Origin of the sequence: Micromonospora sp. NPDC007208 (assembly GCF_042869175.1) — a bacterium.
Lineage (GTDB): Bacteria > Actinomycetota > Actinomycetes > Mycobacteriales > Micromonosporaceae > Micromonospora > Micromonospora foliorum.
In genome coordinates this window covers 447,494-461,066 of the sequence record NZ_JBIAFG010000002.1, presented here as the reverse complement: position 1 = coordinate 461,066, position 13,573 = coordinate 447,494, and the positions used below count along the sequence as shown (strand labels likewise).

The 13,573-nt window shown below is 73.0% G+C and carries 7 protein-coding genes and 1 pseudogene; 3 read left to right on the top strand and 5 right to left on the bottom strand.

Translation table 11 applies throughout. The features are described from left to right. The first annotated feature begins 58 nt into the window (after positions 1–58). From ACFYL6_RS05620 to ACFYL6_RS05610, 3 genes are all read left to right on the top strand, one after another. Positions 59–1,876, top strand: a complete 1,818-nt coding sequence (locus ACFYL6_RS05620) for a SpoIIE family protein phosphatase (protein WP_387167896.1) — start codon at positions 59–61, stop codon at positions 1,874–1,876. Between the two features lie 91 nt (positions 1,877–1,967). Further along, complete coding sequence (locus tag ACFYL6_RS05615) at positions 1,968–3,140, top strand: PQQ-dependent sugar dehydrogenase (RefSeq protein WP_387167894.1); 1,173 nt, start codon at positions 1,968–1,970, stop codon at positions 3,138–3,140. Positions 3,141–3,200: 60 nt separating this feature from the next. Continuing rightward, positions 3,201–4,805, top strand: a complete 1,605-nt coding sequence (locus ACFYL6_RS05610; protein ID WP_387167891.1) for a metallophosphoesterase — start codon at positions 3,201–3,203, stop codon at positions 4,803–4,805. 44 nt (positions 4,806–4,849) lie between these two features. Here the strand turns inward: ACFYL6_RS05610 and ACFYL6_RS05605 are convergent. The 5 genes and pseudogenes from ACFYL6_RS05605 to ACFYL6_RS05585 form a co-directional block, all read right to left on the bottom strand. After that, positions 4,850–7,206: pseudogene (locus tag ACFYL6_RS05605) on the bottom strand (pyruvate dehydrogenase). Positions 7,207–7,328: 122 nt separating this feature from the next. Further along, positions 7,329–8,828, bottom strand: coding sequence for an Asp-tRNA(Asn)/Glu-tRNA(Gln) amidotransferase subunit GatB (gatB, locus tag ACFYL6_RS05600; protein ID WP_387167888.1), 1,500 nt, complete (start codon positions 8,826–8,828; stop codon positions 7,329–7,331). Between the two features lie 13 nt (positions 8,829–8,841). Beyond that, positions 8,842–10,317, bottom strand: a complete 1,476-nt coding sequence (gene gatA, locus ACFYL6_RS05595; protein WP_387167885.1) for an Asp-tRNA(Asn)/Glu-tRNA(Gln) amidotransferase subunit GatA — start codon at positions 10,315–10,317, stop codon at positions 8,842–8,844. Then, positions 10,314–10,619, bottom strand: coding sequence for an Asp-tRNA(Asn)/Glu-tRNA(Gln) amidotransferase subunit GatC (gene gatC, locus ACFYL6_RS05590; protein WP_091393256.1), 306 nt, complete (start codon positions 10,617–10,619; stop codon positions 10,314–10,316). Before gatC ends, gatA begins: the two co-directional genes overlap by 4 nt. A gap of 145 nt (positions 10,620–10,764) precedes the next feature. Beyond that, complete coding sequence (locus tag ACFYL6_RS05585; protein ID WP_387167881.1) at positions 10,765–13,419, bottom strand: putative bifunctional diguanylate cyclase/phosphodiesterase; 2,655 nt, start codon at positions 13,417–13,419, stop codon at positions 10,765–10,767. Between the last annotated feature and the right edge of the window lie 154 nt (positions 13,420–13,573).

Genomic DNA, 13,573 nt, shown 5'->3' with positions numbered 1-13,573 from the left:
GAGGTATAACGAAGGGTCGGAGGGCCGGTCGGCCTCCGCCCCGGCAGACAGGTGCTCGATGACCGACGGCTCCCCCGGCACCGCCCGGCGTTCGATCGCGCCACCCTCGGTGCTCGGCGATCCGGCGCGGTTGCGCGCGCTCGCCGACACCGGGCTGGACGCCGCCCCGGACGAGGCGTTCGACCGGTTCGCCCGGCTGGTCAGTGACCTCCTCGACGTGCCGGTCGCGCTGGTCTCCCTGGTCTCCGCCGACCGGCAGTTCTTCCCGGGCGCGGTCGGGCTGCCGGAGCCCTGGTCGCAGCGCCGGCAGACCCCGCTGAGCCACTCGTTCTGTCAGCACGTGGTGGACATCGAGACGCCGATGGTGCTGCCGGACGCCCGGCTCTACCCCCGTGTCCGGGACAATCTGGCCATCGACGACCTCGGCGTGGTCGCGTACGCCGGGATGCCGCTGACCGACCTCTCCGGCCGGGTGCTCGGCTCGCTCTGCGCCATCGACAGCAAGCCCCGCGCCTGGACGGCCGCGCAGCTGCGGACCCTGGCCGACCTGGCCGCCGCCTGCTCGTCGGAGCTGCGACTGCGGATCGCGCTCGACGGCGCGCAGGAGGCCCGGCGGCGGGTCGTGCAGGCGCACGAGCGGCTGGAGCTGCTGGCCGGGGTGAGCGAGACGCTGGCCGGCACCCTCGACGTGAGCACCGCGCTGCGCCGGCTCGCCGCCACCATGGTGCCGCTGCTCGCCGACTGGTGCCTGCTCACCCTGATCGGGCCGACCGGTCTGCCCCGCGAGGTGGTCTCGGTGCACCGGGACCCGGCCCGCGCGGCGGACGTCGACCGCTTCGGCGAGTTGCTGCGCACCGGGCTGAGCTCCGAGTCGAGCATCCGGGCGGTGCTCCGGACCGGCCAGCCCCGGCTCGGCAGCGTGGCGTCCCTGGCCGACGTGACGAGGGGTACCACCGACCCGGAGATGGCCTCCATCGCCAGTCGGTTGGGCATCGCCTCCTACCTGAGCGTGCCGGTGCGGGGCGTCGGCGGCACGGTGCTGGGGGCGATCACCCTCGTCAACGGCGGCCAACGTCAGCAGTTCGACGACCGGGACCTGCTCACCGCCGTCGACATCGGCCGCCGGGCCGGTCAGGCCGTCGGCAACAGCTCGATGTACGGCGAGCAGCGGCACGTCGCCGAGGTCCTGCAACACAGCATGCTGCCCCGGCTGCCGGTGGTGGCGGAGCTGGAGCTGGCGGCCCGCTACCAGCCGGCGGCCGACCGGGTGGAGGTGGGCGGCGACTGGTACGACGCCTTCGTGCAGCCCGACGGCGACGTGATCGCCGCGATCGGGGACGTGGCCGGGCACGACATCGAGGCGGCGGCGACCATGGGTCAGCTGCGCAACCTGGTGCGGGGCAACGCCTTCGGCCGGCCGGACGCGGTCGGGTCGCTGATGAGCAACCTGGATGGCGCCATCCGTGGCCTGCGGTTGCCGATCGCCGCCACCGCGACGCTGGTCCGGATCTGTCCGCAGCGCGCCGGTGTGCACGAGGTGACCTGGTCCAACGCCGGGCACCCGCCGGCAGTGGTGGTCCGCGTCGGCGGGGCGGTCGAGACCCTGGAGGCGACGCCGGAACCGCTGCTCGGCCTGGCCCGCCCGTCACCCCGGAGCAGCCAGTCGACCAGTCTGGCCACCGGCGACACCCTGCTGCTCTACACCGACGGGTTGATCGAACGGCGGGACCGCTCCATCGACGAGGGGTTGGTCGAGCTGGTGAGCCGGTTGAACGGCACCGACACGCTGCCCCTCGACGACCTGTGCGACCTGCTGCTCGCCTCGATCCGGCACCGCGAGGACGACACCGCGCTGCTGGCCGTACGGGCGCGGTGAGCGGTCCACCGGGGACCATCGGGCGGGTCGTCGGCACCCGTTGGATCTCGACGGGTCCGGCCGGGGCGCGCGGCGGGCTACCCTGGGCCGGGTGAGCGCCCGTCCCCCGTACCCTCGCATCCGCCGCCTCCGGGCGGCCCTCGCGGCGTCCTGCGCGGCGCTGCTGTTCGCCGCCGGTTGCAGCTTCGGCGAGCCGGAGCCCGACCCGGCCGGCGAGCCGCCCAACCTGCCGACCCCGTCCGCGTCGGCGAGCCCCGGCGGCGCCGGCCAGCAGGCGGTGGCGACCGTGCTCGCCAAGGGTCTGCGGGTGCCCTGGGCCATCGCCTTCCTGCCGGACGGCGGCGCGCTGGTCACCGAACGGGACAACGGCCGGATCCTGCAGGTCGGGCCCGAGTCCGGGCCGGACGGGCTGCGGGTCCGCCCGGTGCAGACGATCCCCGGCGTGGCTGCGGCGGGAGAGGGTGGCCTGCTCGGCATCGCCGTCTCCCCCGACTACGCCCGGGACCAAACGGTGTTCGTCTACTACACCGCCGAGGAGGACAACCGGGTCGCCCGGCTGCGACTCGGCGGGCAGCCCACAGCGATCCTCACCGGCATCCCCAAGGCCAACGTGCACAACGGCGGTGGGCTGGGCTTCGGCCCGGACAAGCAGCTCTACGTCAGCACGGGTGACGCCGGTCAGCGCCCCCTCTCCCAGGACGTGAAGAGCCTCGGCGGCAAGATCCTCCGGATCACCCCGGACGGCAAGCCGGCCGCCGGCAATCCGTACCCCAACTCCCCGGTCTGGTCCCTGGGGCACCGCAACGTGCAGGGTTTCGCCTGGGACGCCGCGAAGCGGATGTACGCCGTCGAGTTCGGTCAGAACACCTGGGACGAGATCAACCAGATCACCAAGGGCGGCAACTACGGCTGGCCGGAGGTCGAGGGTCAGGCCGGCGACAAGCGGTTCACCGACCCGATCGCGCAGTGGGCGACGTCGGACGCGTCCTGCTCCGGTCTGGCCGCCACGGACCGGCTGCTGGTCACCGGCTGCCTGCGCGGCAAGCGCCTCTGGGTGATGGAGTTGACCGACACCGGCACGCTGCTCGGTCAGCCCAGTGAGCTGCTCACCAACCGCTACGGGCGGCTGCGCGCGGTGGCCGCGGCACCGGACGGGTCGCTCTGGGTGAGCACCTCCAACCACGACGGGCGGGGCGACCCGGCGGGCGACGACGACCGGCTCCTGCGGGTGGTCTTCGCGGGCGGTGACGGCGGACGCAGCTGACTTCGTCACCATCGGTTCAGGTTTGCCAAGATCTTTCAGCGGGCAGGTCAGACTTTCAGCATGGACGGGCAACGCGACGAGCGGCACGACGACGCCGATGACCGGGACGACCCGGTGACCGGCGACGATCGGCCGCGCCCGGCGGGTTGGCGGGTCGGCGTCGCCGGCCCGCTACGCCGCCTCGGGCTGATCGTCGCCGTCCTCGCCGTGGCCCTCGGCGGGGCGGTGCTCGGGGTGCTGGCCGGCGGTCAGGTGAGCACCGACATCGGCCCGTTCCGGGCCAACCTCAGCATCTCCCCCGCCCGCGAGGGCGGCACCACGGTCGACATTCCGCCGCTCGGCGCGCTGCTGCTCGACAGCCACGACGGGCCGACCCACCTCACCGTCCGGCTGGGCGCGCTCGACCAGGGGCGCACCGAGGCGCTGATCGACGACCCGGCCAGCATCAGCCGGGCCAGCCAGAGCGCCGTGGAGGACGTCCGCTCCGGGGTGATGCGCCTCGGCCTGCGTACCCTCGCCGCGTCGGTGCTGGTCACGTTGATCCTGGCCGGGCTGATCTTCCGCGATGTCCGGCGCACCGCCTGGGCGGGTGGGCTGGCGCTGCTGGTCACCGCCGGCAGCCTCGGCACGGCGGCGGCCACCCTTCGGCCGCAGGCCATCGAGGAACCACGCTACGAGGGGCTGCTCGTCAACGCGCCGGCCATCGTCGGTGACGCCCGCCGGATCGCCAACGACTACACCAAGTACGCGGAGCAGCTGCAGCGCCTGGTGGGCAACGTCAGCCAGCTCTACACCACCGTCTCGGCGCTTCCGCTGTTGGAGCCGACCCCGGGCACCACGCGGGTGCTGCACGTCTCCGACATGCACCTCAACCCGACCGGCTGGCAGCTGATCCGGACGGTCGTGGAGCAGTTCGGCATCGACGTGGTGATCGACACCGGGGACATCACCGACTGGGGCAGCGAGCCGGAAGCCTCCTTCGTCGCCTCGATCGGCCTGCTGAAGAAGCCGTACGTCTTCATCCGGGGCAACCACGACTCCGGCAAGACCGCCGCCGCGGTGGCCCGTCAGCCGAACGCGATCGTGTTGAACAACACGACCACGACCGTCGCCGGGCTGACCATCGCCGGCATCGGCGACCCGCGCTTCACCCCGGACAAGAACACCTCCCCCGCCGGCAGCGGGTTGACCCAGCAGGTGGCCGACCAGGTGATCGGCACGGGTAACCAGCTCGCCGCGACGGTCCGCAGCTCACCGCGACCGGTCAACATCGCCCTCGTGCACGACCCGGCCTCGGCCGGGCCGCTCGCCGGCACCTGCCCGCTGGTGCTGGCCGGGCACACCCACGCCCGGCAGGTCTCCAAACTGCCGCAGGCCCCCGGGCAGCAGCCCACCACGCTGATGGTGGAGGGCTCCACCGGCGGCGCCGGGCTGCGCGGGCTGGAGGGCGAGAAGCCCACCCCGCTGTCGATGAGCGTCCTCTACTTCGACCAGCAGAAGATGCTCCAGGCGTACGACACCATCACCGTCGGCGGCACCGGGCAGGCCCAGGTCAACCTGGAACGACGCCTGGTGGAGAACCCGACCGCCGGTGTCAACGCCACACCCACACCCACGCCGACCGGCGGTGTCCCCGCCACGCCCACGCCCACGCCGACCGGCTGAGCCGACGCCGACGCCCGGCCGGCGGACCGGCGGGCGCCGACCTGTCAGCGGAGGGCGATGGCGGCCAGTGCGGCGTTGACGATGCTGCCGGGCAGCAGGTCGTGCAGTTCGTACAGCTCGGCGACGCTGCCGGACTGGCCGAACTCGTCCACGCCGAGCGGCACCGCCGGCGCGCCGACCGCCGAGCCGAGCCAGGCCATCGCGTGCGACGCGGCGTCGTGCACGGTCACCACCGGCACCCGGTCGGCGAACGCGGACCGCAGCGCGCCCGGCACGCTGGGCACCGTGGCCGTCCGTACGCCCTGGCGCAGGGTGCGCTGCCAGGCCCGGTAGAGCCGGTCCAGCGAGGTCACGTCCACCACGTGCGCGGCGATGCCCTCGTCGGCCAACTCCGCCGCGGCGGTCAGCACCTCGGGCAGCACCGCGCCGGAGGCGGCCAGCTGCACGACCGGGGCGTCGACCAGGTGCGGGTACGCCTGGTGCGCGTCGACCAGCCGGTACGCCCCGGCGACGACCTGCCGGCGCAGCACCGCGTCACCGAGCCGCGCCCGGGCCGCCTCGAACGGCGCCTGGTCCAGTGGTCGGGTGCTCAACCGGAAGTAGTACGCGCCGTCCTCGGCGGGCGCGGCGGTCGCGACCGGGGCCGACCCGCCGGCGATCTGCCCGAGCGCGTCGCAGAGCAGCCAGTCGAGGGGGGCCGCGTACGCCGGCTCGACGAAGGTCACCCCGGGCAGCTCCAGGCCGACCGACGCGGTGATCGTGGACTGGTGGGCGCCGCCCTCCGGGGCGAGGGTGATGCCGGACGGGGTGCCGGCCACCACGAACCGGGAACCGGAGTAGGTGCCGTACAGGAACGCGTCGAGGCCGCGCAGCACGAACGGGTCGTAGACCGTCCCCACCGGCAGCAGCGGCTGCCCGGACAGGTCCCAGGAGAGCCCGAGCTGGCCGAGCAGCAGGAACAGGTTCATCTCCGAGATGCCCAGCTCGATGTGCTGCCCAGCGGGGCTCTCCGTCCAGCGCAGCATCCGGTCCTCGGTCCAGGAGCGCTGCTCGGTGGGGGCGAAGACCCCAGTCTTGTTGATGAACCCGGCCAGGTTGGTGGAGGTGGCCACGTCCGGGGCGGTGGTGACCAGGTAGCGGCCCACCTCCCGGTCCCGCGCCAGGTCCACCAGCACCCGACCGAAGACCTCCTGCGTGGAGATCGGCTTGTTGGCGCGTACTCCCGTGCTCTCCGGAACGGTGACCCCCAGCGCACGCTCGCGCGGCGCGCGGGACAGCGCCTCCCGGCGGGCGCCGGCCTGGATCCCGGCGGGTGACGCCGGGTCGAGGCGGTCCCACTCGGTCTCGGCGGTCAACCCCTGCGCGGCGCGCAGCGTGTCGACCTGCTCCGAGCTGAGCAGCGCCGAATGGTTGCGCGGGTTGCCGGCGATGGGCAACCCCCAACCCTTCACGGTGTACGCGAAGACGACGCTGGGCCGGTCGGTGACCGCGTCGCACTGGGCGTACGCGTCAAGCATCGCCTGAAGGTCGTGCCCGCCCAGGTCGGTGACGAGCGGGCCGAGCTCCTCGTCGTCGACGTGGGCGATCAGCTCGTCGATGCCGGCGGGCGCGCCGTCCAGGAACTGCTTGCGCAGCGCCGGCCCGGCCAACCCGAACAGCGACTGGTACTGCTCGTTGGGCATCGCGTCGATCCAGTCGCGCAGCGCCTCGCCACCCGGCCGGGCGTACGCCTCGGCGAGCCGCCGGCCGTACTTGACCTCCACGACGTGCCAGCCGGCCGCCTCGAACTGGCCCCGCCACTGGTTGATCCGGATGCCGGGGACCACCCGGTCCAGCGACTGGCGGTTGAAGTCGACGAGCCACATCACGTTGCCCAGCCCGGTGGTCGCCGGGTCGGCCACCGCCTCCCAGATGTTGCCCTCGTCCAGCTCGGCGTCGCCGATCAACGCCACGAACCGGGAGTGCGGGCGGGCCCCGAAGTGCGCGTCGACGTACCGCCGGGTGGCGGCGGCGAAGAGCGGCGCCGCCGCGCCCAGGCCGACCGACCCGGTGGAGAAGTCCACCTGTCCGGGTCCTTGGTGCGCGACGGGTACGACTGGAGGCCGCCGCGGGCGCGCAGCCGGGGCAGGTAGGAGCGGTCCAGGTTGCCGAGCAGGTACTGGATGGCGTGGAACACCGGAGACGCGTGCGGCTTCACCGCGACCCGGTCCTCGGCGTCCAGGTGCGCGAACCACAGCGCGGTCATCGCCGTGACCAGGGAGGCGCTGGACGCCTGGTGGCCGCCGACCTTCACACCGTCGCCGGTGGCCCGGTCATGATTGGCGGCGTCCACGATCCGGGTGGCGAGCCAGAGCACCCGCCGCTGGATCTCGTCGAGGACATCGAGGTCGTGCTCGGTCACGGTGGCTCCATCCAGGCGTCGCCGTTGACGCCCTCGCGAGGGGTGCGGGGTGGCCGCGTAGTCGACAGGGGGTGGCGGAAGGCCGCCGCCGGGTCGCGGCGGCGGCCTTCTCCGGGTGGGTCTCAGCCCTGGACGCCGAGGCGCTCCAGGATCAGCTCACGCAGGGTCTTCGCGTCGGCCTGACCACGGGTGGTCTTCATGACCGCGCCGACCAGTGCGCCGACCGCCGCGACCTTGCCGCTGCGGATCTTGTCGGCGATGCCGGGGTTCGCGGCGATCGCCTCGTCCACGGCGGCGGTGAGCGCGCCGGTGTCCGACACGACCTCCAGGCCCCGGCTGGTCATGATCTCGGTGGGCGAGCCCTCACCGTCGACCACGCCCTCCAGCACCGTGCGGGCCATCTTGTCGTTGAGCTTGCCGGCGTCGACTAGCCCCTGCAGCTCGGCGACCTGGGCGGGGGTGGCACCGACCTCGGCCAGCTCCACGCCGCTCTCGTTGGCCCGGCGGGACAGCTCACCCAGCCACCACTTGCGGGCCGCGGCCGGGGTGGTGCCGGCGGCCACGGTGGCCTCGATCAGCTCGACCGCGCCGGCGTTCAGCACCGACTGCATGTCCAGGTCGGAGAGGCCCCACTGCTCCTGGAGCCGACGCCGGTGCACCCGGGGCAGCTCCGGCAGGGCGGCCTTCAGCTCGGCGACCCAGGCCGGGTCCGGGGCGATCGGCACCAGATCCGGCTCCGGGAAGTACCGGTAGTCGGTGGCCGTCTCCTTCGAACGCCCCGGGGTGGTGTCACCGGTGTCCTCGTGGAAGTGGCGCGTCTCCTGGGTGATCCGGCCGCCCGCGTCGAGCACCGACGCCTGCCGCAGCATCTCCGAGCGGACCGCCCGCTCCACCGACCGCAGCGAGTTGACGTTCTTGGTCTCGGTACGGGTGCCCCACTCCTCACCCGGCAGGTTGAGCGAGGTGTTCACGTCACAGCGCAGCGAACCCTCCTCCATCCGCACGTCGGAGACGCCGAGGGTGCGGATCACGTCGCGCAGCTCGGCGACGTACGCCTTGGCCACGTCGGGGGCGAGCGCACCGGTGCCCGTGATCGGCTTGGTGACGATCTCGACAAGCGGGATGCCGGCCCGGTTGTAGTCGACGAGCGACTCCGTCGCGCCGTGGATGCGGCCGGTGGCGCCACCGACGTGCAGCGTCTTGCCGGTGTCCTCCTCCAGGTGCACCCGCTCGATCTCGATCCGCACCGTCTCGCCGCCCACCTCGACGTCCAGGTAACCATCGACGCAGATCGGCTCGTCGTACTGGCTGATCTGGAAGTTCTTCGGCATGTCCGGGTAGAAGTAGTTCTTCCGGGCGAACCGGCACCACTCGGCGATCGAGCAGTTCAATGCCAGGCCGATCCGGATGATCGCCTCGATGGCCGCCTTGTTGGCCACCGGCAGCGAGCCGGGCAGACCCAGGCACACCGGGCAGACCCGGGTGTTCGGCTCGCCACCGAAGTCGGTCGGGCAACCACAGAACATCTTGGTGTTCGTGCCCAGCTCGACGTGGGTCTCCAGGCCGATCACCGGTTCGAAGCGCGCAACGACCTCGTCGTACGCGGGCAGTGTCGTCGTCATCGGGACTCCTGACTCACAGCGCCGGTGGGGTGAACGTGCCGACGGCGGACTCCAACGCGGCGGCGACCCGGTACATCCGGTCGTCGGCCATCGTCGGGGCCATCACCTGCAGACCGACCGGCAGCCCTTCGGAGAGCCCACAGGGCACCGAGATGCCCGGCCCGCCGTACAGGTTGGTCGGAATCGTGTACAGGTCGGCCAGGTACATCTGGTACGGGTCGGCGGTCCGCGCGCCCATCGGGAACGCCACCGACGGGGTGGTCGGCGAGATCAGCGCGTCGACCCGCTCGAACGCGGCGGTGAAGTCCCGGGTGATGAGCGTCCGGACCTTCTGCGCCTGCCCGTAGTACGCGTCGTAGTAACCCGACGACAGCGCGTACGTGCCGATCATGATGCGGCGCTTGACCTCCGGGCCGAAGCCGGCCTCCCGGGTCAGCGACATGACCTCCTCCAGCGACCGGTTGCCGTCGTCGCCGACCCGCAGGCCGAACCGGACGCCGTCGAACCGGGCCAGGTTGGAGGAGCACTCGCTCGGGGCGATCAGGTAGTACGCCGGCAGCGCGTACGCGAACGTCGGGCAGGACACCTCGACGACCTCGGCGCCCATCTTGGTCAGCGCGTCGACCGACTCACGGAACGCGGCCATCACGCCCGGCTCCGCGCCCTCGCCGACGAACTCGCTGACGATGCCGAGCCGCACACCGGTCAGGTCACCGGTCGCGCCGAGCCTCGCCGCCGCCACCACGTCCGGCACCGGCTGCGGGATCGAGGTGGAGTCACGCGGGTCGTGCCCGCCGATCACCTGGTGCAGCAGGGCCGCGTCGAGCACCGTACGAGCACACGGGCCCGGGGTGTCCAGCGACGAGGAGAAGGCCACCAGCCCGTAGCGGGAGGTGCCGCCGTAGGTGGGCTTGGCACCCACCGTGCCGGTGACCGCTCCGGGCTGGCGGATCGAGCCGCCGGTGTCCGAGCCGATCGCCAGCGGCGCCTCGTACGCGGCCAGCGCGGCGGCGCTGCCACCACCCGAGCCACCGGGGATCCGGCTCAGGTCCCACGGGTTGTGCGTCGGGCCGTACGCCGAGTATTCGGTGGAGGAGCCCATCGCGAACTCGTCCATGTTGGTCTTGCCGAGCATCACCGTGCCGGCCTCCCGCAGCCGCTGCACGATCGTCGCGTCGTACGGCGGGCGCCAGCCCTCCAGGATCTTCGACCCCACGGTGGTCGGCACGCCCCGCGTGGCGAGCACGTCCTTGACCGCGACCGGTACCCCGGCGAGCGGGCCCAGCTCCTCGCCGGCGGCCCGGCGCTCGTCCACCGCGCGGGCCGCGGCGAGCGCGCCGTCGGTGTCGACGTGCAGGAAGGCGTGCACCCGGTCGTCGACCGCGGCGATCCGGTCCAGGTGCGCCTGTGTCACCTCGACGGCGGAGGCCTCGCCCCCAGCGACCAGGGCCGCGATCTCCGTCGCGGTCATGCTGATCAGATCGCTCATGAGGCCACATCCTCGGTCAGGATCCGCGGTACGCGGAACCGCTGGTCCTCGGCGTCGGGCGCGCCCGACAGCGCTTCCTCCGGGGTCAGGCACGGCGTGACGACGTCCTCGCGGAAGATGTTGGTCAGCGGCACCGAGTGCGAGGTCGGCGGGATGTCCGCGGCGGCGACCTCGCCGACCTGGGCGACCGCCTGGAGGATCACGTCGAGCTGGCCGGCGAACGTGTCCAGCTCCTCCTCGGTGACGGCGAGCCGCGACAGGCGCGCCAGGTGCGCGACCTCCTCGCGGGAGATGGCGGCCATCCGTGCCCCCTTCTGAATTCCTGCTGGTCGGGCGATGTGCCGGCCGCGCGACAGGTGGAGCGTGACACGCGGTGACCGGAGCGAGTCTATTGTTCCGCTCCGGTGCCGCGTCCCCGACTCCCCCTCCAGCGGCCCTCGTGACGGGTCAGCGGGTGGGTCGGCGAGCGACATCCGGCTGCGGGTGCCCGCCGGTCGGGCGGACCGGCCGGTACCGGGCCAGCCAGGTGACCAACTCCTCGGCCGGCATCGGCCGGGCGTAGAACCAGCCCTGAGCGGCGTCGCAGCCTGCGGCGTGCAGCATCCGCCAGGTCCGCTCGTCCTCGACACCCTCGGCGACCACCCGCAGCCCCAGCGCGCCGGCCAGCTCGATCATCGACCGGACGATCGCCGCGTCGTCGGCGTCGTCGGCCATGCCGAGGACGAACGACCGGTCCACCTTCACCTCGGCCAGCGGCAACCGGCGCAGGTGCTGGAGGGAGGAGTAGCCGGTGCCGAAGTCGTCCAGCGCGATGGCCACCCCGATCCGGTGCAGCCGGGAGATGGTGGCCAGCACCCGGCGCGGGTCGGCCATCAACGCGCCCTCGGTGATCTCGACCTGCAGCCGCTCGGCCGGCACCCCGTAACGGGCCAGCCGGTCGGCGATCTGGTCGGCGATCTCGCCGGTGTGCAGGTCGCGCACGCTCACGTTCAGCGCCGCGCGCAGGCCGATGCCGGCCGCCGACCACTTGGCCAACTGCTCCACCACGTCGTCCACGACACGACGGGTGAGCAGCCGCATCACGGCGCTCTGCTCGGCGACCCGGATGAGTTCCTCCGGGTCGACCATGCCCCGCCGGGGGTGCCGCCACCGCAGCAGGGCCTCGACGCCGACCACCTCGCCGGTCGCGATGGCGATCTGCGGCTGGTAGTACATGGTGATTTCCCCGGCGTCGTCGGCCGGCTCGTCGTCCGCGTGTGCCCACCCGGTCGATTCGAGTGGCTGTCCAGGACTACCCGACCCGGCGTCCCGCCGCGCCCCGGTGCGACCCTTGCCCACCGCGCTTCCGTTCGGGGACCGTCGACCGATCCCGGCGCGCCGCTCCCGGGCCGCGCCGGAACGGGTGCCGGCGACCGTGGCACGGGCGTTGCGGCCCCGGATCGGGTCGGCTCCGGTGGCGATCCGGTTGATCAGCTCGTCGGAGTGCACCAGCTCGGCCTCGGTGCGCCGACGGCGTGCCCACCACCGGCCAGCTCCCGGCGGTGCCGTGGTGACCGCCGGCGCCTGGTCCGCCGCGGGCCCGGACCGGCCCGGCGCCCCGGTGGGCAGCGCGCCCTCGGCCGGGGCCCCGGTGGGCAGCGCCGCGCCGTCACCGCCGCGCACCTCCGCCGACGCGACAAGGGGTACGTCGGCCGTCCGCTCGGCGTCGCCCGGCACACCGTGCCGGCCGTTCCCGTCCGGCTGCACGCCCTCGGCCTGACCTGCCGGCTCGGCGTCGAACGGCGCCTCGGTCGATGGGCTGGCCTCCAGCACGCGGCGCAGGTCGGCGAGGAGGCCGAGTCGCTCGGCGGAGTTGTGGTCGGACTCCGGGGCGTACACGGCCACCGTGTCGTTGCGGTGCTTGGCGTCGTACATCGCCACGTCGGCGTGACGCATCAGGGTGGCGAAGTCCTCGCCGTGCTCGGGGAAGAGGGCGATCCCGATCGACCCGCCCACGTCCAACGGCAGCCCGTCGAGCGGCACCGGCTCGGCCAGCGCCTGGACCACCCGGTCGGCCAACTCCCGCGCCTGGGCGACATCGGTCAGCCCGGTCATCACGATGGCGAACTCGTCACCGCCGAGCCGGGCGATCATCTCTGGTCGGGGCTGCATGTCGGTGAGCCGGGCGCTGACCTCGACCAGCAGCCGGTCGCCCACGGCGTGCCCGAGGGCGTCGTTGACGTTCTTGAAGCGGTCCAGGTCGATCAGCAGCAGCGCCAACTGCCCGTCGGGCTCACCGCGGGCGGTCCGCTCGGCGTGCAGGTGCACCTGCTCGGCCACCTCGGCCAGCAGGGCCTTGCGGTTGGGCAGCCCGGTCAGCGGGTCGGCGGCGGCGAGGTGCTGCTGTTCGTTGGTCAACCGCGCCATCCGGTAGACGGCGAACAGCGGCACCAGCACCAACGGGATCAGCGCGGCGCTGACCCGCGCCGCGGCGACCAGCACCGGGGCGAGCAGCAGCAGTGAACCGGTGGAGAGCAACTCGAAGCCGAGGCCCTGGCGGACGGTGGGCCACCAGCGATCCCCGAAACGCAGCCGCACCGCCCAGCTGACCAACCCGTAGTTGACGACGAACCAGGCCAGCGCGGCGCCGCCGATCGCCGCCACGTCGGTCCAGTGCAACCGCCCGCCGGAGAAGATGGTGCCCGAGCCGAGCTGGATCACCCCGTACGCGGCGGCGAGGGCGCACGCGTACTGGCCGACGTTGAACGCCGTGCGCCAGGCGGCGTGCCGCATCCGCCAACCCGAGACGACCACCCCCACCGCCTGCACCACCACCGCCGGGCCGAGCCCCCAGCCGAGCAGGATGGCGAAGGTGAAGCAGGTGGACGGGAACACGGCCGACGTCTGCCGGCGCCCCGGTGGAACGAACGGGCGCGCGTCGCAGACCACGGCGAGCGCGGCCATCGTCCAGAACGCCACCGGCAGCCGGGACAGGTCGTCGGGGAGCGTCGCGAGTGGAACGGCGGCGGTCAGCGCGGCGACCGCCAGGATGCCAGCGACGAAGGCGGCGAACGGTGCGACCCGTCCCGCAGGAAGCGAGTTGCGTGGGTCGGCGACCTCCACCACACCTCCCGACCGACCGTCGGCGTGCGGGTGCGCACGCCGTGACCCAATGAAACGCCCTCGGCCCCCAGTTTCCCGGTATGACAGTCACGAATCGGTCGTAGTCGTAATTAAGTTGGTATACGCGGCCAGTCGCCGCGCCCAGCCGCCGGTG